Origin of the sequence: Hydrogenophaga sp. (genome assembly GCF_014773545.1) — a bacterium.
GTDB lineage: Bacteria > Pseudomonadota > Gammaproteobacteria > Burkholderiales > Burkholderiaceae_C > Hydrogenophaga.
Map to the genome: position 1 here is coordinate 11,030 of NZ_SDDV01000016.1, position 23,951 is coordinate 34,980.

The window sequence follows — 23,951 nt, forward strand, 5'->3', positions numbered from 1 at the left end:
CGACGCAACAATGCTCAGGACTTGATCTCCTGCCCGCTGATGCAAATTCGTATTCACCTGAACCGTTCCGGAGTCTTTCATGCTGTTGCGCCAGATTTTGCTGTCTCTGGGCCTGCTGCTCAGCCCGGCGTTGTGGGCCAATCCGTCGGTGGCGCTGTTCTATGGCCCGCAGTTGCCGCTGGGCGAGTTGCGCGCTTTTGACATCGTGGTGGTCGAGGCCGATCACGGTCACGATCCGCTGCGCCACAAAACCCCGGACAGCGAATGGTTTGCCTATGTGGCAGTGGCCGAAGTGCATCCGAGTCGGGCTTATTTCAAAGACATTCCGCCGTCCTGGCACCTGGCACGCAACTCGGACTGGGGTTCGGTGGTGCTCGATCAAACGCCCGCCGCCTGGCCCGATTTCTTTGCCGAGCGGGTGATCGGGCCGCTGTGGCAGCGGGGCTATCGCGGTTTTTTTCTTGACACGCTCGATTCATACCGGCTGGCCGCCACATTTGACGAAGCGGCGCAGCAGCAGGGCTTAGTCCGCGTCATTGAAACCCTGCACCGGCGCTTCCCCGGCATTCGCCTGATTTTGAACCGCGGCTTCGAAATCGTGCCGCAGGTGGCCGACAAGGTATTCATGGTGGCGGCCGAATCGCTGTACCAGCGCTGGAACGCGGCGGCGCAGCGCTATGAAGAGGTCAGTCCGGCCGACCGGGAGTGGTTGCTCGGGCAGCTCAATCACATCAAGAACCAGCACCGCATTCCGATTTTGGCGATCGACTACGTGCCCGCAGCCGATCGTCAAAGCACCCGCCAGACCGCCGAACGCCTTCGCGCCCATGGCTTCATTGCCTGGGTCAGCGACCACGAGCTGGGCACGCTGGGCATAGGCCAGATCGAGTTGCAGCCCCGGCGCGTGGCCTTGCTCTACGACGGCCGCGACGCGCTCATGCTCAACCACGTCCGGGCGCACCGCTATTTGCAAATGCCGTTCAACCACATGGGCTACGTGGTCGATTTTTTTGACGTCAATTTGCCGCTGCCCACCCACATTCTGAAGGACCGCTACGCTGGCGTGGCCACCTGGCTGTCTGGCTCGCTGCCGCAGCCGGCGGCGGCGGCGCTGGCGGCCTGGTTGGAGGCCCAGATCGCCGCGGGCATGCCGCTGGCGGTGCTGGGCAGCTTTGGTTTTCCTCTCGACCGCGACCGAGCCGCCAGCCTGGGTTTGAGCGCCCCGCCCAGCCCGACGGGCGCGGTTCGCATCGCCAGCGTCGACCCCATGCTGGGTTTTGAGGCCCAGCCGCAAGTCATACGCGCGCATTTGCAGTCGGTCGGCCTGAGCGACCCGCGCGCCCGGGCCCTGCTCGAATTTCGCGACCAGCGCGAGCAGCCCTTTGTGGGCGCTGCACTGACCCCTTGGGGCGGCTTCGTGCTCGACCCGTTCGTGGTGCTGTCGCTGCCCGGCACCGAGCAAAGCCGCTGGATAGTCGATCCGTTTGCCTTTTTGCAAAGCGCTTTGCGGCTGGAGCCGCTGCCAGCGCCGGACGTGACGACTGAAAACGGTCGGCGGCTGTTTTTCTCGCACATCGACAGCGACGGCTTTCCCTCACGCGCCGAATTCCCCGGCAGTCCGCTGGCGGCCGAAATTTTGCTCACCGAGGTGCTGCAACGGCACCGGGTGCCGACCACCATGTCGGCGATCGAGGCCGAAGTCTCCCCCGACGGCCTGTTTCCAGAACTCAGCCCGCAACTGATGGCGCTCAAACGGCGCATGTTTGCGCTGGAGCACGTGGAAATTGCCACCCACACCTTCTCGCACCCGCTTTTCTGGGATCAGGCGATCTGGCCGAAGCGCACACCGCCCCATAACATGCACATTCCGGGCTACGAGTTCAACCTCGAGCGCGAGATTGTCGGCTCGACGCAATTCATCCAGCGCTACCTGGCCCCGCCCGGCAAGCCGGTCAAGATGATTTTGTGGTCGGGCGATACCGCACCCACCGCCGAGGCGCTGGAAATCGCCGAGCGCGCCGGCCTGCTGAACCTAAACGGTGGCGACACCTTCATCACCCGCAGCAACCCGACGCTGACCGCCGTTGGCGCGCACGGCATTCAGAAAAATGGTTTTTTGCAGGTGTACGCCCCGATCACGAACGAAAACATCTACACCAACCTCTGGACCGGCCCGTTCTGGGGTTTTTCCCGCGCCATCGAAACCTTTGAGATGACCGAGTCGCCGCGGCGGCTGAAAGCGGTCGGCATTTACTACCACACCTATTCGGCCAGCAAGCGCGCCAGCCTGAACGCGCTGCACACTTTGCACGCCTGGGCACAGGCGCAGGAATTGCACCCGATTTTTGCCTCTGAATACGCGCGCAAGGTGCAAGACTTTCACGCCATGGGCATAGCGCGTGAAGGCGAGGGCTGGCGCGTGCGCAGCCGGGGTTATTTGCGCACCCTGCGGTTGCCCGCGGCCCTGGGCGTGCCCGACTTGAGCAGCGCGCTGGGCGTGGCCGGGTTCAGCCCGGGGGTCGAAGGAACCTATGTGCACCTGAGCGGCAGTTCGGCCTGGTTTCGCACCCAGCCCGCTGGCACGCCGGCCGCGCGCGCCTACCTGTTCGACGCCAACGGCCGCCTGAGCAACTGGCAGTCCGACGCGCAAGGCCAGCGCCTGAGCTTTTCGCTGCGCGCCTACGAGCCGCTGGAGTTTCGCCTGGCGCTGGCGCCGCGCTGCCGTGTAACGGCGCAGGGACGAACGCTGTCGCCACAGCAGAGCCAGACCATAGGTGGGGTCGCGGTACAGCGATTCCAACTCAGCGATGCCGCAGCAGACATCCAGATCAACTGCCCATAAGCCCGGGCGTCCGCTGCTGGCACCGGCCTGGCTGATCCTGCTGCTGGCGCTCGGGGTCGTGGCCGGGCTGGTGCTGATGTTTGGGCAGCGCGAGCTGTCTGATCGGCTCCAACAAACACCGCAAAGCCCGCTGTCGGTGGCCTATTTAAGCACCCTGCTGCGCAGCGAGCCCGACAACGCCGCCTTGCGGCTGACGCTGGCGCGCCAGCAGGCCGCGATCGGGCAGACCGCTGCCGCCCGCCACACCTTGCAGCCGCTGCTGGCGGCGGCCGACCCCGGCTTGCAGGGCGAGGCCCGCTGGCTGCTCTGGCAGCTTGCCAAAGCCGAATGGCTGGCGCTGCCGGCGCAGCCAGCAGGCCCGCGCCAAGCGCAGCAGGCGGCTTTGCTCGAACAGCTAAGCGAGCTCAGCCACCACCCCTGGCCACAGCAGACCGCGCTGCTGCTGGCGGCGCAGGCGTTCGATCTCGGCGACGTTGACCTGGGTCTGCAACTCCACCTGCGCCTGGCCGAACGCCACGCCGATCCAGCCCAGGCGGCGGCACTGTTCGAGCGCGCGGCCCAACTGGCGCTGGCCCACGGGCGCTTGGAGCAGGCCACCAACGTTTACCTGCGCCTGGCCGAACACCACGCCGATCCAGCACAGGCGGCGGCACTGTTCGAGCGCGCGGCCCAGCAGGCGCTGGCCCACGGGCGCTTTGAGCTGGCCGCCAACGCCTATCTGCGCGCGCGCCAAAGCACCCCCGATGCGCGGCTGGCGCGCGAGTATTTTCACGCCGCGCTGCGCGCCTTGCAGTCGGGCGACCAGGTGGTGGCGGCGCTCGAACTGGGCGAGCGCGAATTGGGTGACCTGGCCGACGACCGGGTCACCTTGCTGCTGCTGGTCGAGCTCGCGCGCGCCGCCGGCCGGCCCGACCGCGCCGAACATCACATACGCCACTTGCTCAAGATGGCCTGGCTGCGCCAGTGGCAGGCCCAGCAGTTGGCCCGCGCCTGGGGCGCAGATGGCTTGCAGGCGGTGAGCACCCGCACGCCGGCAACGGTCGGCGCACCAGGGATTGCTTTTGACGAGCATTTGTTCAACCTGGGTTACAGCGTATTCCTGGAAAACCGCAACCTGGAGGCGGCCTGGCAACTGGCCGCCGCTGCGGTGCGCCAGCGACCACGCGACATGGTCTGGCGCCAGCGCCTGGCCCAGGTGTCGGAATGGACGCAGCGGCCCGAGCTGGCGCTGGAGCACTGGCTGCTGCTGGCCGAGCAGACCCAGCAAGACGAGGCCTGGCAGGCGGTGTTGCGCCTGGCCCCAGGCCTGTTCCAAGACCCGGCCCTGATTCCAGCGCTGCGCCACCAGCTCGGGCGCGAGCCCGGCAACCTGCGCCTGCTGAAAGAACTGCTGGACGCCTACGAACGGGTCGGGGAGCCGCAGGCGGCCCTGGACTTGCTGGCGCGCATGGGTCCGGCCCTGGCGCCGCAAGCGCTCGAATGGAAGGCCGAACTGGCCGAGCGCGCCGGCCAGTCAGCACTCGCCATCCAGACCTGGGAGCGCTTGTTTGCCCTTGAGTCACAACTGAACGCGCCGCGCGCCATGCGGGCTGCCACCTTGCTGATGCTGCAAGGCCGCGGGGCTGAGGGCCTGCGCTGGCTCGAGCAGGCGCAGGCCCGGGTGGGCCGGGACACCGAAGCAGAGCTCGAATTCTGGCGCTTCAGCGGCCAGCTCGCCGTGTTGCAGCAACAAGAAGCGGCGGCGATTCGCGCCTACACCGTGCTGCTGGGCACGCCGCAGGCGCTGGCGACCGACTACGACACGCTGCTGCAGTTGTTGGCACCGACCCACCCGGGCGAGGCGGCCCGGGTGGCCGCCCGGGCCTGGGAGCGCTTTGCCGAGCCGCGCCACCTGCTGCAAGCGCTCAGCCTGCACAGCAGCGCGCAGCAATGGGCCGAGCTGGGCGTTTTGCTGCGCCGGCTCGGGCACACACCGCTGCTGGCGCAACTGCGGCGCGACCCCGTCTTTTTGCGCCTGACGGGCAACTACCACCTGCAGCGCGGCGAGCTGGCGCTGGCGCGGCGCGATTTCGAAGCCGGCCTGCAACTCGCGCCGCAGGACGTGGCGCTGCAAGAAGCGCTGCTGTGGCTGTTCATCAACAGCGACGACGCCCCCGCGCTGCGCGGCTGGCTGCAACGCCACGAAGCCACCTGGCGCACCGATGCCGCGCGCCACGATGGGCTGGCCTTTGCCTATCAGGCGCTGTCGCTGCCGCAGGTGGCGCTGCAACGCTATTTGACGCCACGGCTGGCGCAGCATCAAACCGATTTTCTCTGGCTGATGAACTACGCCGACGCACTGGAGCAAAACCAGCACAGCGACCGCGCCTGGCGGCTGCGCCGCCATCTGCTAAGCCAGGAGTGGCAAGCCGTTGCCCGCGCAGCGACAACGCCGCAGGGGGCACAGCAAGACTGGCTGAGCCAAGCCGATCTGTCGCCGACGCGCCGTATTGCGCGCGCGCGGCTGCTGCTGAGCCAGCGCCCGGGTGACGCGGCACGCCAGACGCTGCGCGAGTTGTTGCGACTCGACCGTGACGCCGAGAACAAGCACTCCAACCCGGCGGCCGAACTCGCCATTGGCTGGCTGCAAGAACGGGGTGAACACCAGGCGCAGCGCGCCTTTCTCTGGCACCAGTACCTGCGCAGCCGCAACAACCGGGCCAACCGACCGCTGTGGGCCGAAATCACGGTCGCGCTGGTGCAGGACGACCGCGACGAAGCCGCGCTGCTGCTCGATCGCTTCGGCGAGAGCCTGCCGCGCTACGACCGCATCAACGCCGCGCGCCGCGTGGGCGACTTGCGGCGCGCGCAGACCGACGCCTTCGAGACGCAAACCCAGCAAACCGACGACGACCCGCTGCACCAGCAACTGAGCGAGTCCTTGCTGGCTTTCAGCGACCACGCCGGCGTTGGCGTGCTGCAACGCCAACTCGGCTCGATTGACGAACAGGTGACGGCGGCACAAGGGCGCTTGATGCTGAGTCCGCGGCTCGGGTTTGACTACGAAATCGGGCGCGTCCAGCGCCACGTGCAGCGGCCACAAGACATGCGCAAGGTGCCAGACGAGTCCTTCGGCCGCTTGCAGGCCCACTGGCAGCACCAAGACGGGCAAACCCGCGTGCTGCTGGAAAACCGGCACGCAACGGCCAGCTATACGCCGTTTCAGATCGAGCACGAAGAGCCCGTCAGCGAGCGCCTGACGCTGCGCCTGAGCCTGGGCACGGACCTGCCCAGCCCCGAGACCCTGATGCTGCGTGTGGCGGGCAAAAAAGACCGGGTCTCGTTCGGTCTGCGCCAGCAGCTCACGCGGCGCGACCAGATCGAGTTCGAATACGCCCGCGAGCGCTTTCAGTTGCAAAGCGGCCCTGCCCTGGGCCGCGGCAGCTTCACCCGGCTGAGCTGGACGCATGGGCTGCGGCAAGAGACGCCCGATCTGGAATTCAATGCTTTTTGGTCCCGGCACCGCTTTGACCAACGCGCCGACCCGAATCAGATCCGGGCCGAACACGCCAGCGTGGCAGCACTGCTGCCACTGGAATTGACCAGCCTGAGCGCAACGCACTTTGTGCCCGAGAATTTTGACCTTTTTGGCCTGCGCCTGTCGACCCAGGTACGCTACCAGCAGCAATACACGCGCGCCTGGCGCCCCTTCGCCAGCCTAGGCCTCACCCACCACAGCCGCCAAGGACTCAGCTACGACTTGCAACTGGGCCTGGCCGGCAGCGTTTTCGGTGCCGACCACCTGAGCCTGCGCGGCGCACTGGGCAAGTCGGGCGAGCAGGGCGGCGCCCTGACCCGCGAGCTGCAACTCAAGTACCGCCTGCACTACTGAACCTAAATCATTCCACATCACACCGGGAGCCTCACATGAAAACGCTGCGTTTTTTTTCCTGCCACCTGCGCCTTTGGCTGCTGGTCGGCCTGCTGCCGCTGCTGGCGGCCTGCTCTACCCTGCACTTCAGCCCAGCGCCCACGCTGGAGCGGCAGGCCCCCTGGGTGGTGCTGCCGTTTGCCAACCACACCGAGACACCGCTGGCCGGCGCGCGCGCCGAGTCGATTGCGGCGGCCTTGCTGCGCGCCCAAGGCGTGGCCCAGATCAGACGGCCACCGGCTGCGGCGCAGCAAGAAGCGCTGTTCGACGCCGGCGCACGCCAGCAACAGGAGCAGGCCCTGGACTGGGCGCGCCAACAGGGGGTGCGCTACGCGCTGACCGGTGCGGTCGACGAGTGGCGCTACAAAGTCGGCGTCGACGGCGAGCCGGCGGTCGGCCTCACGCTGGAGATCATCGACGTGGCAACGGGTCAGACGCTGTGGAGCGGCGCCGGCGGCCAAAGCGGCTGGAGCCGCCAGGCGCTGGCGGTGGTGGCGCGCGACCTGATCAACGAGTTGCTGGTTGGCGGCCTGGCCGCCGCGCGCTAATTCCAAGCAGACTTGGGCATGCCCGTTAACCAGACACAGGCCGACCAGCGCGTTCCCCCGGCGCCGGGGGCGCGCTCGCGCTTGGGCAGCGGCACTTGGGGCCGCCTGCTGGGCCGTACATTGGGCTGGCTGCTCGATCGCCTGACCTCCAGCCACCCGAATCGCGGCGTGGTTTTCGGAGAAATCGTTGCGCTGCCGCTGCTGGCGGTGGCCTTGGGCTGGTATTTCAACCCGACTGACCCCTTGTGGTTGCAGGCCGAGTTTCCCTGGGTCTGGTTTGCCCCGGCCCTGCTGGCCTTGCGCTACGGCCCGCTGGCGGGTCTGGGTGGCGCCGTGGTTTTGCTGCTGGCCTGGATCGGGTTCAATTTCGGACAAGACGTCCCGTTTCCCGATCTGCCTTTTCTGGGCGGTCTTATTCTGGTGATGTTGTGCGGCGAATTCTCCAGCCTGTGGATTGCCCGCACGCGCCAGGCCGAGAGTGCCAGAACCTATCTCGAACAACAGTTGGAGTACCTGACCCACCAGCACTATTTGCTGCGTCTGTCGCACGACCGGCTGGAACAAGACTTGATCAGCCGGCCGATGGCGATGCGCGACGCGCTCAAGACCTTGCGCGGCGTTGGCAGCACCGATCAAGACCCCGGCGCCGATGGCCTGTCGCTGCTGCGCTTGCTGGCCCAATTCTGTCAGTTGGAAACGGCTTCCATCCATACCCTGGACAGCGGACAGTTGCGCCAGCCGGCGCTGGCCTCGATCGGCCAGCCGCGCCCGCTGGCGCCAGACGACCCGCTGCTGCAGCAAGCGCTGCTGCAAAACCGCCTGTGCCACGTCAGTCAGGCCCTGGGCAAGAAGCAGCAGCCGAGTCGCTATCTGATTGCGGCGCCGCTGACCAGCTTCGACGGCGCCACACACGGCCTGCTGCTGGTGGAGAAAATCCCCTTTTTCTCGCTGCAAGAGGAAACCTTGCAAACCATCAACCTGCTGCTGAGCTACTTCATTGACGGCATGGTCAGGCAGACGCTGGCGCAGCCGATTCTGGCTGAGCTGCCCGACTGCCCGCCCCGGTTTGCCTGCGAAATACAAAGGCTGTGGCACCTGAAGCAGGCATCGGGCGTCAACACCAGCGTGGTTGCCTTTGAAATCCGGCCGCGCCCGGGCCAGAATGACATCGCAGAGCAAATCCAGCGGCAAAAACGCCTGCTCGACGAAAGCTGGTTGACCAGCGGCCCGCAGCAGCAACTGCTGGCCCTGCTGCTGCCGCTGACCGACGCCGGCGGTGCCGAACTCTATCTGGCCCGAATGGAGAACTGGGCCCAGCAAAGAAGCGGCAAAACGCTGGCCGAATGCGGCGTTTTCAGCCATGTATTGCCCCTGGGCCCAGAGCCAGCGGTCGCCGTTTTGCGGCAACTGAAAAAGCTTGCCGATGTTCAATTACAAGCTGGGTAGTTATGCCGTCTTGCTGGAGCTGGGCGCCTGGAGCGGCGGATTGCTGCTGCGTGGCCACAGCGACGCCGTGCTGGTTTGGTTTTTGCTGGTTCATGCCGCGGCCAGCGGCGTGTTGGCGCTGGCCGCGCTGGTTTTGCTGCCGGCTGCCATGGCGCGGCCCCGGCTGGCGGTCTGGCTGCTGCTGGCGGCCTGCATTTATGCGCTGCCCATCGTCGGTTTTGTGGTGGTCATCGCGGCCGTGCTGCATTTGCGCTGGTTTCGCAGCCGGCGCCTGCCGCAGCCTTTCGAATCGCTGCAGTTGCCGGTGTTTGACCCGCACCAGCGCATCCAGGCCGGGTTCGGTCAGGTCGGTGTGCGCGCTTTGCTTGGCAACACCGATGCGCCTTTGAGCGCGCGCATCAGCTCTATGATCGCGCTGCAACACATTCCCGGCCGGGTGGCTGCGCCGCTGCTGCGCAGCGTGCTCAGCGACCCGAGCGAAGACATTCGGCTGCTGGCCTATGGTTTGCTGGACAGCCAGGAAAAACGCATCAACCAGTTGATCGACGACGAGCTGAAAATCCTGCATCAGGCGCAGAAAGAAGAAGGCTTGGAAACACCCGGCCCCAGAACGCTGGAGAGCGCGCAGTGGCTGTCGGACTTTTACTGGGAGCTGATTTATCAGGGTCTGGTGCAGGGGGATTTGCGCGCGCACGCGCTCGGCGAATCGACCCGTTACGCGCAGCAGGTGCTCGATGGGCAGCCGCAGCACCCGGCGCTGACGCTGCGCCGGGCCCAGTTGCTGCAGGCGCAAGGTCAGCTTGAAGCGGCCGAGCAGGCCTACCAACACGCGCGCGAACTCGGCCTGCCGGCCACCCGGGTGCTGCCCTACCTGGCCGAATTGCATTTCGAGCGCGGCGACTTCGCCGGCACCCAACGTCTGATGGCTGAGCTGGCCCAGTGGGGTGCGCTGCCGCGTCTGCGCCCGGTGATCGATTACTGGAACCCCCCATGACATTTCCCCGCGCCGATTCTGCCGACATCGCCCTGCTGCTCGAAGGCACTTTTCCCTACGTCAGCGGAGGCGTCTCGAGCTGGGTCAATCAAATCATCCGGGCCTATCCGCAGTACCGTTTTGCGCTGGTTTTTCTGGGCAGCCGGCGCGCCGATTACGGCGCTTTCAAATACGCCCTGCCTGCCAACGTGGTGCACTTCGAGGAGCATTTTCTCTACGACGGCGTGCTGCACGGTGAGCGGCCGACCGCACGCCCAGGCGATGCACAGGCGTTTGAACTGGCAGCGCGCATGCACGACACTTTCAGCCCCGGCACCCCGGTGGAGGAAACGCTGGCCGCCTTCAAGTGCATCGCTGCGGACATTTTGCCGGGGGGCAAGCTCAAACTCGCCGACTTCCTGCACAGCGAGCGCTCCTGGAACATCGTCTGCGATCGCTATCGGCGCTTTTGTGCCGATCCGTCTTTCGTCGATTATTTCTGGACCGTGCGCATCATGCACGGGCCGCTGTGGATGCTCGGCACGGTGGCAAAAAATCTGCCGGCGGTGCGCGTCTTGCACACCATCTCGACCGGTTACGCCGGCTTGCTGGGCGCTTTGCTGCACCAGACGCGCGGCACACCGCTGATTCTCTCCGAGCACGGCATCTACACCAAAGAACGCAAGATCGACCTGTTCAAGAGCGAGTGGATTCGCGACAACCGCAACGTGTTTCAGCGCGACTCCAGCGAGCTGTCTTACTTTCGCCAGATGTGGATTCGCTACTTCGAATGGATGGGGCGTTTTTGCTACGACGCGGCAGACCCGATCATCGCGCTGTACGAAACCAACCGCCTGCGCCAGATCGCCGACGGCGCGCGCGCCGAGCGCTGCTTCAACATCCCCAACGGCGTCAACCTCAAACACCTGGCACCACTGCGCGCGCTGCGCCCGCTCACGCCGCCGCCGGTGCTGTGCCTGATTGGCCGCGTGGTGCCGATCAAGGACATCAAAACCTTTATTCGAGCCATGCGCAGCGTGGTCAATCACATGCCGCAAGCGCAGGGCTGGATTGCCGGCCCGGAGGATGAGGACAAGGCCTACGCCCAGGAGTGCCGCAACCTGGTGCAGAGTCTGGGTCTGCAAGAGCAGGTTCATTTTCTCGGTTTTCAGAAAATCGACCAGTTGCTGCCCAAGATCGGCCTGTGCATTCTGTCGTCGATCAGCGAAGCGCTGCCGCTGGTGATTCTGGAGGGCTATGCCGCTGGCGTGCCCACCGTTTCGACCGACGTCGGTTCGTGCCGGCAATTGATCGAAGGACTGACCCCGGAAGACAAGGCCCTGGGGCACTCGGGCGCGGTGGTCAACCTGGCCGACCCGCAGGCGCTGGCCAGCGCAGCCCTGGCGCTGCTGGGCGACCACGCGGCCTGGCACGCCGCCAGCTTGGCCGGCATTGCCCGGGTCGAGCGCTATTACACCGATGACATGATGCTGCAGAGCTATCGGCAGGTTTACGAAGGCGCGCTGCAGCGCAGCGCGGCAGAACGCTGATGGCTGGCATTGGTTTCGAGTTGCGCCACCTGCTGCGCAAAGACACGCTGCTGGGCCAGACGCAGGCCTACGTCTACGCCGGCGTGATTGGCTCCGGGCCCTGGGTGTTCTCCATCATCGGCATCTTGTTGATCGGCATCTTCAGCGCCGCCGTGGTAGAGCCGGCCGAGCTGGTGACGCAATTTCAGACGTCGGTCACCTACCTGGTGGCCTGCAGCCTGATTCTGACCGGCCTGGTGCAACTGGCCTTCACCCGCTTTGTCTCGGATCGGCTGTACGAAAAAAAGAACGATCTGATTCTTCCCAACCTGCATGGCCTGCTGCTGATCGTCATCACGCTCGCTGGCCTGCTCGGCAGCGTCGCGCTGTTCGTTTTTTTATCCGAACTCGGTTTGCTGTACCGGCTGCTGATGCTGGCCGGTTTCGTGCTGCTGTGCGCGGTCTGGGTGATGACGGTTTTGCTCTCCGGCATGAAGCGCTACAAGGCCATCGTGCTGCTGTTTGGCGCCTCCTATGCCCTGATCGTGTTGTTCGCGCTGGCCTTGCGGCCCTACGGCCTGGAAGGGCTGCTGGGCGGCTTTGTGCTGGGCCACCTGGTTTTGCTGGCCGGCATGTGGGTTTTGACGGTACGCGAGTTCAGCCCGCAGCCGCAGCCGCTAATCCGCTTTGACTTCGCTCAGCGCGACCTGCTGTACCCGAGCCTGATGGCGATTGGCCTGCTCTACAACCTGGCGGTCTGGATCGACAAGTTCATGTTCTGGTACTTCCCGCCCACCTCGGACCCGATCATCGGCGACTTGCGCGCCTCCTTGATTTACGACCTGCCGGTGTTTCTGGCCTACCTGTCCATCATCCCCGGCATGGCGGTGTTTCTGGTGCGCATCGAGACCGATTTTGTCGAGTATTACGACAAGTTCTACAGCGCGGTGCGCGGCGGCGGATCGCTCGAACACATCGAGCACATGCGCGACGAGATGGTCTACTCGATCCGCCAGGGCCTGAGCGAGATCGGCAAGATTCAAACGCTGGCGGTGCTGTTGACTTTCATCGCCGGCCCGGCGCTGTTGCGCGTGCTCGGCATTTCGGAGTTGTACCTGGAACTGCTCTACATCCAGGTCATAGGCGCCAGTCTGCAAGTCGGCCTGATGGCGATTCTGAACGTCTTTTTCTACCTCGATCAACGCCGCATCGTGCTCTTTCTGTGCGCCCAGTTTCTGCTGCTCAACGCCTTGTTCACTGCCTTCACGCTGTGGTACGGGGCGGCCTTGTACGGCTACGGCTTTACACTTTCGGTGCTGCTGACGCTGGCAACCGGTCTGGTGTTGCTCTCGCGTCAGCTCAACCGGCTGGAGTACGAAACCTTCATGCTGCAATGAGCGCTTAATCCAACCCGCCCGAACGCGATTGTCTTGCCTGCCCCACATGACGCCCCCAAGCACCCCAACGCCTGCCGACCTGCCCGAGGTGACGATCTCGGAACAGGGGTCGCTGCGTTTTTTGCACCTGGGCAGCGAATGGGTGCAGGGTTCGATGCGGCTGCGCGCGCCGTTTGCAATCGAGCTCGACTATGTGCAGCGCATGCTGGCCTGGCTGCTGTTCGTCGAGGCCGACTCCTTGGCGCAGCGCCACGCCATGCAACTCGGACTGGGCGCTGCGGCGCTGACCAAGTTCTGCTACAAAAAATTGGACATGGAATGCACTGCGGTAGAAATCAACCCGCAGGTGCTGGCGGCCTGCCGCGCCTGGTTCAAGCTGCCGCCCGAGGGGCCGCGCCTGCGCGTGCTGCTGGCCGACGCCGGCGCAGCAATACGCCAGCCCGAACACGCCGCCACGGTGGACGCGCTACAGGTCGACCTGTACGACCAGCATGCCGCCGCACCGGTGCAAGACAGCGCCACTTTTTATGCCGACTGCCGCGCCCTGCTGCGCGCCGACGGTGGCATGACGGTGAACCTGTTTGGCCGCGACGCCCGCTTCGAGCACTCGCTGCAACGCATCGTCAGCGCCTTTGGCGCACGCGCGGTCTGGGCCTTTCCCCCCACGCGCGAAGGCAACACGGTGGTGCTGGCTCTGCGCCAGGCCACGCGCCCCACGCACGCGCAATGGCAGGTGCGCGCTGCGACGGTACAGGCACGCTGGGGCTTGCCGGCGCCGCAATGGCTGCCGCTGCTCAAACCCATTGTTGAATAATCCGCCACCCCACCGCACGGCCAGCGCCCGGACCGACCCCGCCGGCCCGCTCGACTGGCGCAGCCTGGTGCATTGGCTGCACGCCGACGGCGTGATTGCCGCCGACGAAGCCGAGCGCACCATTGCCCGCTGCGCCCTGGCGCACAGCGCGCAGCACCCGCTGCAGCGGCTGGCGGTGGTGGGCATGGCGCGCGCCTGTGACGGCCAAGTGCTCGACGTCGAGGCGCTGACGCAATGGCTGGCGGCGCGCAGCGGCCTGAGCTATTTGCGCATCGACCCGCTGAGAGTCGACGTCGGCAAGGTCTGCGAGCTAATGAGTGCTGCCTACGCCACGCGCCACAAGGTATTGCCAGTGCAGCTCAGCAGCAGCGAGCTGGTTGTGGCGAGCGCCGAACCCTTTGTGCGCGACTGGGTGCCCGAAATCGAACGCCAGACGCGCAAAACCGTGCGACTGGTGCTGGCCAGCCCGGCGGACATTGCACGCTACACGGCCGAATTCTTCGCCCTGGCCAAGTCGGTGCGCGCGGCCAACAAAAGTGGTGCTCCGGGCGGACTCTCCAGCTTCGAACAACTGGTCGAGCTGGGTCGGGCCAACAAGCAGCTCGACGCCAACGACCAAGGGGTGGTGCAGGTGGTCGATTGGCTCTGGCAGTACGCTTTTGACCAGCGCGCCAGCGACATCCATCTGGAGCCGCGGCGCGAACAAGGCGTGATCCGGTTTCGCATCGACGGCGTGCTGCACCGGGTTTATCAGATGCCGATGGGCGTGCTCAACGCCATGACCGCGCGCATCAAACTGCTCGGGCGCATGGACGTGCTGGAAAAGCGTCGCCCACAAGACGGCCGCATCAAGACCCTGCGCCCGAGCCGGGGGGCGGACAAGGGCGAGGAAGTCGAAATGCGCCTGTCTACCCTGCCGACCGCGTTTGGCGAAAAGCTGGTGATGCGCATTTTCGATCCCGACGTCACCGGCAAAGACCTGAAATCGCTCGGTTTTTCTGCCCCCGACGCGCAGCGCTGGGAGGGCCTGATCCAGCGCCCGCACGGCATCGTGCTGGCCTGATGGGCCCGGAGAAAAACGCTCATACGCTCCGGGCGAACGCTTCCATGACCAAGAGCCGGATCAAGAGCGCCGTGAAGACACCCAGATGCCGCCGACGATCAGCACGAATCCGAGCGCATGATGCCAGCGGGGCGGCTCGCCCAGCAGCACGGCCGACAGCAGGGCGGCAAACAGGGGCGTGAGATTGGCGAAGAAACCCGCCACGGTCGGGCCAACGCGCGCCACACCCGCGCCCCAGCAACGGTAGGCCAGCAGCGAGGGGCCGACCGCCACGAACAGCACGGCAGCCGCCAGCGGCCAGCCCCAGTCGATGTGGCTGGCCCCGGCGGGCAATGCAGGCAGGGTGAGCCACTCGCCGGCCGTCATCAAGCTGGCCCAGGCCAATCCCAGCAGAATCTGCGCCAGCAAAAAGGCCGCCCAATCGGCCCTAATGGCGGCCGGTTCGCTGCCCGGCCGGGGCCGAACCAGCAGCCAGCTATACCAGGCCCAGATCAGCGAGGCCAGCAGCATCAGGGCGTCGCCCGGCACCAGTCGCAGCGCTTGCAACTGAGAAAATTCGCCGCGCGAGAGCACCACCGCCACCCCAGCGAGTGAGAGCAGCGCGCCCAGCACGGCGCGGCGCGAGATGCGAACGGCATAGAAAAAATGCCCCAGCAACAGCATCCACACCGGCGTGCTGGCGGCCACCAAGGTGACGTTGATCGGGCTCGAGGTTTGCAGCGCCAGGTACTGCAAGGCGTTGTACAGACCGACGCCGAGCAGACCCAGCAGCGCAAAGCGGCGCCAGTGCGACCACAGCACGCTGCCCGGACGCAGCACCCAGGCCGCCAGCGGCAGCAGCAGCACAAACGCGAGCGCCCAGCGCAGAAAATTCAGCGTCACCGGCGGCACCACGTCCTGCATCAGCCGACCCACCACGGCGTTGCCGGCCCACATCAGCGGCGGAATCAAGAGCAGTGCCAAAGTAGCCGGGCTCAAGCGTATCGTTTGGGACATGGACCACACTGTAACAAGCGCACCCGCTGCGCTGCGCTGGCCGGGTCACGTTATGCTGGCGCCACGTCGAACGGATTTCATGGCAGCATCGCGGTTTTGATCCATGTTTACAGGAGCAGACATGACATCCCAGAGCAGCCGCGCCGTGCGCATTCACGCCCACGGCGGGCCCGAACAATTACAAATAGAGACCGTTGCGGTCGGCGAGCCCGGTGCGGGCGAGTTGCGCATTCGCCACCACGCGATCGGTCTGAATTTCATCGACATCTACCAGCGCAGCGGCCTGTACCCGCTGCCGCTGCCGCTGACGCTGGGCATGGAAGCTGCCGGCGTGGTCGAGGCGCTTGGCCCGGGCGTGACGCACCTGCAGGTGGGCGATCGGGTGGCCTATGCCGCCAACCCGCCCGGCAGTTATTGCGATCTGCGCGTGATGCCGGCCATGAACGTCTGCCGCCTGCCCGACGGCATAGCTTTCGACAGCGGCGCGGCGATGATGCTCAAGGGCTTGACGGTGCAGTATCTGCTGAAAAAATGCCGCCCGGTGCAGGGTCTGGAACCGGGTGACTGGGTGCTGTTTCATGCCGCCGCCGGCGGCGTCGGCCTGATCGCCTGCCAATGGGCGCGCGCCCTCGGCCTGCGGCTGATCGGTAGCGCCGGTTCGGACGAAAAATGTGCGCTGGCACTGGCCAACGGCGCCGAATTCTGTATCAACTACCGGCGCGAAGACTTCGCCGCGCGGGTCAAAGACATCACCGGCGGCCAGGGCGTCAAGGTGGTCTACGACTCGGTCGGCAAAGACACCTGGGACGGCTCGCTGGACTGCCTGCGGCCGTTTGGCCTGCTGGTCAGCTTTGGCAACGCCAGCGGCGCGGTGCCGCCGTTTGCGCCCGGCCTGCTCGGCGCCAAAGGTTCGCTGTATCTGACGCGCCAAACCCTGTTCACCCACATCAGCAGCCGCGCCAATACCCAGGCCATGGCCGACGATTTGTTTGCGGTGGTCACGAACGGGCAGGTGAAAATCCACATCGGCCAGCGCTTTGCCCTCAGCGATGTGCAGGCCGCGCAGCGCAGCCTGGAGGCGCGCTCGACCACCGGCTGCACGGTGTTGTTGCCCTGAACGGTGCGCCGCCTCAGCCGATGCCGCCCTGGCGCGCAACCCGCTCGCGATCCACCCCGACCGAGCCGCCGCTTCCCCTCAGTCCCACGGCAGCGGGCTTTGCGCAAGCTGGCGCTCGAGCGCGGGCAGCTCGAGCAAACCTTGCTCGAGCCGGGCTTGCAGCAACTCGTGCAGCGCTGCCGCGGCCGGCAAGGGGCACTCGTCCAGCAGCGCCTGCGCGGTGCTGATGTCGTTGAGCCGGCCCAGCAGCTCCTGAGCGCCGGCCAGTGCTGCCGTGCTGAGTTCGGTCTGTTTGGGCGGCAACAGGCTGGAGAGAAATTCCTGCGCGTAGCGCAGTTGCTTGAGCTTCAGACGCAGTTCGTGCCGCCCCTGCGGCCCCAGTTGGCTCGCTTCTTTGGCCGCGCGGCGCAAGCGCTGGTGGCGCAGCGCCAGTTGCTCGCGCGCCCAGTGCGCCAGCGCCAGCGGCTTCTTGGTCTTGCGCTGCTGCAGGCTCAGCACCGCGTGCATGAAGGCCAGCAGCCGCAGCGCCTGCGCGCTGCTGGCGAGTTCATCGCTGCTGCGCTGGGCGGCGGCGCGGCGCTGGCGCTCGGCCCATTGCGCGACCGATTCGATTTCGAGCGGCGCGCTGGCGCCCTGCAAGCCGGGCAGGCACTCGGTGGCGAACACGTCCCAGTTGCGCTGCTCGCCCAGCAAGCTGGCCAGGTGTTTCCATTGCAGCGACCAGTGCAGCACGAAGCGCCGCGGCAGCTCGGGGCCAAACAAGCGCAGGCCGCTGCGCAGCCGCCGCAGCGCCACCCGCGCCTGGTGTGCAAATTCGGGTGGCGGCAGCGGGTCGCTGGCCTGGTTCAGCAGCAGGCCGGCGCTGTTGGCCTGCAGATGCGACAGGCATTCCAGCGCCGCGCTGCAAAAGGCTTGCAGCGGCGTTTGCTCGGGGCTGAGTTGCAGCGCCCGGGCCTTGAGCGGCTTGAGCACGCTGGACTGATACAGCGCGTAGCCGCGCTCGGCCTTGCTGCGCTCGATCGGATGCAGGCGCAGGCCGCTGCGCGCCTGGCCCTGCGGCCCGAGCGCCAGCGTGTGCGCCAGATCGACCAAGGCCGCCGCCGGGCCGCCAAGCAATTCGAGCTCGAGCTCGAGAATGGGCTGGCGCCGCTCAGCAGGGGCTGCACCGGTGACGATGAAACCCTGATCCAACGCCAATTCAATCTGGGCACCACCGTAGGACAGCAACCAGCACCGGCGCTTGAAGTCGGTGCGAAACACCGGCACCAGTTGCCAGGCCAGGCGCGTGAGCTGCTGCGCCAGTTCGGCGTCGTCCACCAACGCGGCAAAATCGAACTGGCCCGGGGTGGTCGGTGCTTCCCATTCGCCGCGCTGACTCAGGCCGGCGCTGCTGCTGCCCGCGGTCTTGACGGTCAGCAGCGTGCGCTCGCCGTTCTGCCGCTCGCGCACCGCCAGCCGCTGCTGCAACAGCGCCAGCGCGGGCGTGTCGAAGTAGGTGTTTTGCAACTCCTCAAGCCGGTGCACGTGCGCCAGCAGCAAGGGGTGCGCCAACAAGCCGTCCAGGTCATCCGGATGCAGTGCCAGCTTGAGTTCGATTTCCTGCGCCATATTGCAACACTCCAGGGTTAGGGTTAGCGGGCAACGCGCCCAGTATGCCAGCAGAATGTGTAACCGCGGCCCCCTATTGCCAGCAACGCCCGGCTGCGCAATTTCGCATAATCGGCGTTCTCGTTCGCTCCGTCCAGGGGCGTTTTTTGGCTTTTCACACCCGCTGCATCCATGAGCAAACAAACCCTCTCGTTTCAAACCGAAGTCTCGCAACTGCTGCACCTGGTCACGCACTCGCTCTACTCCAACCCCGACATTTTTCTGCGCGAACTGGTCTCCAACGCCTCTGATGCCTGCGACAAGCTGCGCTTTGAAGCGCTCAACGACGCCGCGCTGTTCGAGGACGAACCCAAGCTGGCGGTGCGCGTGTCGTTCGACCCAGCCGCCCGCACCATCACCATCAGCGACAACGGCATCGGCATGAGCCTGGCCGAGGCGGTCGAGCACCTGGGCACGATTGCCAAGAGCGGCACCAAGGACTTCATGCAGCGCCTCTCGGGCGACCAAAAGCAGGCGGCGCAACTGATAGGCCAGTTCGGCGTCGGTTTTTACTCGGGCTTCATCGTCGCCGACCTGATCACGGTCGAGTCGCGCCGTGCCGGTCTGCCCGCTGCCGAAGGCGTGCGCTGGGTGAGCGCGGGCACCGGCGCGTTTGACGTCGAACCGATCGAGCGCGCCGCTCGCGGCACCCGCGTCACGCTGCACCTCAAGGCCGACAAATCGGAGTACCTGAGCCACTGGAAACTCAAGTCCATCATCGGCAAATACTCAGACCACATCAGCCTGCCGGTGCTGATGCAAAAAGAAGAGTGGGACGCCGAGAAAAACGAGTACGTGCAGCAACAGGACTGGGAGGCCGTCAACTCAGCCAACGCGCTGTGGGCGCGGCCGAAAAAAGATCTCGACGACCAGCAGTACATCGATTTCTTTCTCAACAGCGGCTACGACAGCCAGCCGCCGCTGGCCTGGAGCCACAACCGCGTCGAGGGCAGCACCGAGTACACGCAGTTGCTCTACATCCCGGCTCAGGCCCCGCACGACCTGTGGAACCGCGAACGCAAAGCCGGCATCAAGCTCTACGTGCGGCGCGTCTTCATCATGGATGAAGCCGAGGCGCTGCTGCCGTCGTACCTGCGCTGGGTCAAGGGCGTGGTTGACTCGGCTGACCTGCCGCTCAACGTCAGCCGCGAGCTGTTGCAAGAAAGCCGTGACGTCAAAGCCATTCGCGAAGGCAACACGCGCCGCGTGCTGGGCATGCTGGAAGACCTGGCCAAGAAAGACCACCCTGCCGCCGCCCGCACCGAGGCCGAAGCAAAAGCCGAGGGTGCAGCACCCGAAACTGACCCGGATGCAGGCGCAGGCGTCGGCAAATACGCGGCCTTTTATGCGCAATTCGGCGCCGTGCTCAAGGAGGGTCTGGGTGAAGATTTTTCCAACCGGGAAAAAATCGCCCGCCTGCTGCGCTTTGCCAGCACCAGCAGCGCCAGCGTCAGCGTCGGCTTTGCCGACTACAAAGCGCGCATGAAGGCCGGTCAAAAGGCCATTTACTACATCACCGCCGACCACCTGGCCGCCGCCAACAGCAGTCCACAACTCGAGCTGTTCCGCAAAAAAGGCATCGAGGTGCTGCTGCTGACCGACCGTGTCGACGAATGGGCGCTGTCGCACCTGCACGAGTTCGACGCCACCCCGCTGCAAAGCGTGGCCAAGGGCGCGATCGACCTGGGCGACTTGCAAGACGAGGCGGAAAAGCAAGCCGCCGAACAGGCCGCGCAGACCTTCAAGCCGGTGCTCGAGCGGCTGAAAGAATGCCTGAAAGAAAAGGCGCAGGACGTGCGTGTGACCACCCGGCTGGTCGATTCACCGGCCTGTCTGGTGGCGACAGACCAGGGCATGAGCACGCAACTGGCGCGCTTGCTCAAACAGGCCGGTCAGCAAGCACCCGATGCCAAGCCGATCCTGGAAGTCAACCCGGCGCATGCGCTGGTGCAAAAACTCGAAGGCAGCGTCCACTTTGACGAACTGGCGCACATCTTGTTTGACCAGGCACTGCTGGCTGAAGGCGGCCTGCCCGACGACCCAGCAGCCTACGTCAAGCGCGTCAACGCGCTGCTGGTCTGATCCGGCGGCCGCTCCCCGACAGCCAAGACCAAAAAAAGGGCCGACCCCGAATCGGGATCGGCCCTGCGACGCTGATGCGCCGCTGCTTCAGGCCTTTTGCGACCGGTTGCTGCGCCGGCGTGCCAGCCCAATGCCGGCCAAACCCACACCCAACAGAGCCAGCACCCCCGGCTCTGGAACCTGGTGCGTCAGAAGATCTTGGTAGTTGTCCCTGTTGACCTTGTCCGACAAAGCGACCAGGCGCAGCTCTTTCGGACCCGTGCCGTCCAGGCTGTTCAACCAGCTCTGCGCGATGGAATGAACCGCCCCGCCACTGGTCAGGATGAAGGCGCCGGTAGCGAGGTTTTTGTCGGTGCTGCCCCAAGCCAGCTCCCAGACCGCGACCTGGAAGGCGGCGGCGGTGTTGTCGTTGTTGATCGAGCCGAAATGACGACCCCAGAGCTCGCTGATGGCATTGCTGGCTGCGCCAAAACCCGCGCCAGCCAGGCTGTTGACGGTGTAGGGGTTGTCAAACGGTGCCACCAGCACGTGAGGCTCCAAGCAAAAGCTCAGAAATTGCTGCCAACTGGTGGGCACGCTGGGCGCCACATGGCGGCGATCGAGCACAAACATACCGGCCTGGGTGCTGATTTCGCTGCCGCCGTTGAGTCGGTAGCGGACATCCGCAAACAGCCCGTTGGGGTCGCCGAGAGCCGGCGACGGCGTGTACAGACCGCCCGCCAAGTCTCTGACCTCGACCTTGTCGCCCAACAGCAGGGGGGCGGCGTGCAACTGGGATACTCCGGCCAGACTGATCAGCGCCGCAGCGGCGAAGCATGGAAGTTTCATGATGGGATTCCTTTGGAGAGTTGATGAGTGGGAGCGCTCTTCTTATGCAAGCACCGTGCCAGAAAAATAAATCATTCAAAATCAACAAGTTGGCTAACCATCTGGCAATACTCATGAAAACCGGCGGGGCCAGCAGAGCCATTTGACAAATTTCCCGACAGCCGCTGGCTCGGTCGCTGCGATGGCGGCACCGGCACGGAAAAAAATGTATCCATTCGATAAAAATCGGGCAAAACCTTGCTTTTCTCCGGCACCGCAGGGCAATGCAGATCGGCCTCATCGAAAGCGGCGCAGAAAAATCTGTCAAATCATCCGACAAGACCGCATTCAAGTCACACGAAAAAACTCAAGCAGTCTGCACACTTGATTCAAAAGTATGCGGGAAATCGAATTTTTTAAAACTGCGCCGCCACGCTCACCGGCTCGGCAGAGTCCGATCGATCCATCCCGGGACCGCTCAAACCTGCAGCGGCGGCGACTGCATGGCCTCGATCTGCTCGTGCAAGAGATCGACCTGGGTGGCCCAGTAATCGCGGCTGCCAAACCAGGGAAAGTTGATCGGAAACGCCGGGTCGTCCCAGCGCCGCGCCAGCCAGGCGCTGTAGTGGATCAGGCGCAGCGTGCGCAGCGGCTCGATCAGCGCCAGCTCACGCCGGTCGAACGGGCGCAACTGCTCGTAGCCGTCGATCAGCGCGCCCAGTTGGCGCGTTTGCTGGCGGCGTTCGCCGGCCAGCAGCAGCCACAGGTCTTGCACCGCCGGCGCGCTGCGCGCGTCGTCGAGGTCGACGAAATGCGGCCCGGCGCCAGGCTGACCGTGCGGCGTCCAGAGTATGTTGCCGGGGTGGCAGTCGCCGTGCAGGCGAATGCGCGCGATATCCGCCAGGGTCGTCGGCGTGCCGCTGCGCAGCACCGGCTGCGCCTCGATCAAGGCCAGCGCCTGTTCCAGCGCGCTGGCCCAGGCTTGGCGCAGCTCGGGCGCTACCGCGCGGTGCGCCAGCAGCCAAGCGCGCGGTTCGCGCCCGAAGCCGCTGGCGTCCAGCGCCGGACGGTGAACAAAGGGCCGCGCCGCGCCTACGGTGTGCAGCCGCGCCAGCAAACGGCCAATCCATTGCAGCACCTCGAGGTCGTCCAGCTCGGGGCGACGCCCGCCGCGGCAAGGGCTGATGGAAAAAGCAAAACCCGCGCCGTGGTGCAAGGTCTGGCCGCGCAGCCGCAGGGGCGGCACGACAGGCAAATCGGCCGCCGCCAATTCGGCGGCAAACTGGTGTTCTTCGTCAATTTGCGCGTCGCTCCAGCGTCCCGGCCGGTAGAACTTGAGCACCACCTGCCGCAGCCCGTCAAACGCCGGCTCCAGGTAGGCCAGGTAGACCCGGTTTTCATAGCTGTTGAGCGCGCATATGCGCCCGTCGCCAGACAAACCGACCTGCTCCAGCGCGTCTTGCACCACGTCGGGCGTGAGGGTGGCAAAAGGGTGCAGACGGGCTGTGCTCATGGCCGATTGTCGCCGCTGCCACGCCGGCGTCATCGAGACCCGACCCGGCCAACCCACTCCAAACAGAGCCTACAATTTGCGCCTGCGCTGCGCTGGCAAGGTCCGGTGCGCGGCTCGCACACCGGACCCCTGACCTTTTATCCCGCTCATGCCAAACACCCCCTCTCGCGGGCCGCCAAAACGCGCACACCCCGGCGCGACCTACCCGCGCGGGACGAAGGCGCCTACAGGGGCGACCGGTTTGTCCGGCCACTCAAGCCGGATTGAGCGGCCCAGATGATCCCGCCCCGGGCAGCGCCGCGCATCGACTACAGGGCGCCCTGGTGGCTGCCCGGCGGCCATGCGCAAACCATCTGGGCGGCGCTGGCGGGCCGCCACTTTGCTGCCAAACCGCACTGGCGGCGCAAGCGCTGGCATACGCCGGACGGTGATTTCATCGATGTCGATTGGGCCGCACACCCGAGCGCTGCGGCTGCGCCGCTGCTGCTGCTGTTTCACGGCCTGGAAGGCTCGTCGTCCAGTCCTTACGCCCGTGCCTTTGCTGACCTTGCCGCCGCTTGCGGTCTGGCGTTTGCCGTACCGCATTTTCGCGGCTGCTCGGGAGAGATCAACCTCGCCCCGCGGGCCTACCACAGCGGCGACAGCGCCGAGATCGACTGGATGCTGCAGCGCTTTGCACGGGAAAACCCCGGCCGCCCCTTGCTGGCCGTGGGCGTGTCCCTGGGCGGCAACGCCTTGCTGCGCTGGGCTGGACAAGCCGGCGAGTCGGCCGCGCGCCACGTGCGCGCCGTCGCTGCGGTTTGCTCGCCGCTCGATCTGATGGCCAGCGGCTACGCCATCGGGCGCGGCTTGAACCGGCAGGTCTACACCCGGATGTTCCTTGCCAGCATGGTGCCGAAAGCCTTGAGAAAGCTCGATCAGTTCCCCGGTTTGTTCGACCGCCAGGACATGCTGGCGGTGCGCGATCTGTACCAGTTCGACAATTTGTTCACAGCCCCGCTGCATGGCTTTCGCAACACAGACGATTATTGGACGCGCGCTGCGGCCAAACCGCTGCTGGCCTGCATTCGGGTGCCGGCGCTGGCGCTGAATGCGCGCAATGACCCTTTTGTTCCCGCTGCATCACTGCCTCGGGCGCAGGACGTAGCCTCTTGCGTCACACTGTGGCAACCCGATCAGGGCGGACACGTGGGCTTTCCCGCCTTGCCTGCTCACACACTCGCTATGCCGCAGGCGGTGGGCCGCTGGCTGCTGGCGCAGTTATGAG

At 65.6% G+C, this 23,951-nt stretch carries 15 protein-coding genes and 1 pseudogene; 12 read left to right on the forward strand and 4 right to left on the reverse strand.

The window, feature by feature from the left end:
* The first annotated feature begins 79 nt into the window (after window positions 1-79).
* From EST26_RS09975 to EST26_RS10015, 9 genes and pseudogenes are all read left to right on the forward strand, one after another.
* Entirely contained in the window at window positions 80-2,842 is a 2,763-nt protein-coding gene (locus tag EST26_RS09975) for a bifunctional glycoside hydrolase 114/ polysaccharide deacetylase family protein (protein WP_291067506.1), read from the forward strand.
* A complete protein-coding gene (locus tag EST26_RS09980; protein ID WP_291067508.1) occupies window positions 2,808-6,713 on the forward strand; it encodes a tetratricopeptide repeat protein in 3,906 nt (1,301 codons plus the stop codon). Before EST26_RS09975 ends, EST26_RS09980 begins: the two co-directional genes overlap by 35 nt.
* A 35-nt stretch (window positions 6,714-6,748) precedes the next feature.
* Window positions 6,749-7,300 (forward strand): penicillin-binding protein activator LpoB, encoded by a 552-nt coding sequence (locus EST26_RS09985; RefSeq protein WP_291067510.1) that lies wholly within the window; start codon window positions 6,749-6,751, stop codon window positions 7,298-7,300.
* Between the two features lie 18 nt (window positions 7,301-7,318).
* Window positions 7,319-8,746 (forward strand): PelD GGDEF domain-containing protein, encoded by a 1,428-nt coding sequence (locus EST26_RS09990; RefSeq protein ID WP_291067512.1) that lies wholly within the window; start codon window positions 7,319-7,321, stop codon window positions 8,744-8,746.
* Entirely contained in the window at window positions 8,724-9,740 is a 1,017-nt protein-coding gene (locus EST26_RS09995) for a hypothetical protein (RefSeq protein WP_291067514.1), read from the forward strand. The genes EST26_RS09990 and EST26_RS09995 overlap by 23 nt, the downstream gene beginning before the upstream one ends.
* Window positions 9,737-11,269: a GT4 family glycosyltransferase PelF gene (gene pelF / locus EST26_RS10000; protein ID WP_291067516.1), complete on the forward strand. Its 1,533-nt coding sequence runs from the start codon at window positions 9,737-9,739 to the stop codon at window positions 11,267-11,269. The genes EST26_RS09995 and pelF overlap by 4 nt, the downstream gene beginning before the upstream one ends.
* Window positions 11,269-12,645: an exopolysaccharide Pel transporter PelG gene (pelG, locus tag EST26_RS10005; protein ID WP_291067518.1), complete on the forward strand. Its 1,377-nt coding sequence runs from the start codon at window positions 11,269-11,271 to the stop codon at window positions 12,643-12,645. Before pelF ends, pelG begins: the two co-directional genes overlap by 1 nt.
* Before the next feature lie 46 nt (window positions 12,646-12,691).
* Window positions 12,692-13,459: a spermidine synthase gene (locus tag EST26_RS10010; protein WP_291067520.1), complete on the forward strand. Its 768-nt coding sequence runs from the start codon at window positions 12,692-12,694 to the stop codon at window positions 13,457-13,459.
* Window positions 13,449-14,562 (forward strand): annotated as a pseudogene (locus EST26_RS10015) (ATPase, T2SS/T4P/T4SS family); the annotation flags it as partial. The gene EST26_RS10010 and the pseudogene EST26_RS10015, both read left to right, overlap by 11 nt.
* Before the next feature lie 20 nt (window positions 14,563-14,582).
* Here the strand turns inward: EST26_RS10015 and EST26_RS10020 are convergent.
* Window positions 14,583-15,518, reverse strand: coding sequence for a DMT family transporter (locus EST26_RS10020; RefSeq protein WP_291067522.1), 936 nt, complete (start codon window positions 15,516-15,518; stop codon window positions 14,583-14,585).
* Between the two features lie 121 nt (window positions 15,519-15,639).
* On the opposite strand from EST26_RS10020, the gene EST26_RS10025 reads away from it, so the two are divergent.
* Window positions 15,640-16,635, forward strand: a complete 996-nt coding sequence (locus tag EST26_RS10025; RefSeq protein WP_291067523.1) for a quinone oxidoreductase — start codon at window positions 15,640-15,642, stop codon at window positions 16,633-16,635.
* Window positions 16,636-16,713: 78 nt separating this feature from the next.
* Here the strand turns inward: EST26_RS10025 and EST26_RS10030 are convergent, their stop codons facing one another.
* Complete coding sequence (locus tag EST26_RS10030; RefSeq protein WP_291067524.1) at window positions 16,714-18,243, reverse strand: CYTH and CHAD domain-containing protein; 1,530 nt, start codon at window positions 18,241-18,243, stop codon at window positions 16,714-16,716.
* Between the two features lie 171 nt (window positions 18,244-18,414).
* Here EST26_RS10030 and htpG point away from each other — a divergent pair, with 171 nt between their 5' ends.
* A complete protein-coding gene (gene htpG, locus EST26_RS10035; protein WP_291067525.1) occupies window positions 18,415-20,364 on the forward strand; it encodes a molecular chaperone HtpG in 1,950 nt (649 codons plus the stop codon).
* An 87-nt stretch (window positions 20,365-20,451) separates the two neighbouring features.
* Here htpG and EST26_RS10040 read toward each other — a convergent pair whose 3' ends face one another.
* On the reverse strand, window positions 20,452-21,192 hold the full coding sequence (locus EST26_RS10040) for a PEP-CTERM sorting domain-containing protein (protein ID WP_291067527.1): 741 nt from the start codon (window positions 21,190-21,192) through the stop codon (window positions 20,452-20,454).
* Between the two features lie 457 nt (window positions 21,193-21,649).
* On the reverse strand, window positions 21,650-22,684 hold the full coding sequence (locus EST26_RS10045) for a serine/threonine protein kinase (protein ID WP_291067529.1): 1,035 nt from the start codon (window positions 22,682-22,684) through the stop codon (window positions 21,650-21,652).
* A gap of 276 nt (window positions 22,685-22,960) precedes the next feature.
* On the opposite strand from EST26_RS10045, the gene EST26_RS10050 reads away from it, so the two are divergent.
* Window positions 22,961-23,950, forward strand: a complete 990-nt coding sequence (locus EST26_RS10050; protein WP_291067531.1) for an alpha/beta fold hydrolase — start codon at window positions 22,961-22,963, stop codon at window positions 23,948-23,950.
* Window position 23,951: the final 1 nt, after the last annotated feature.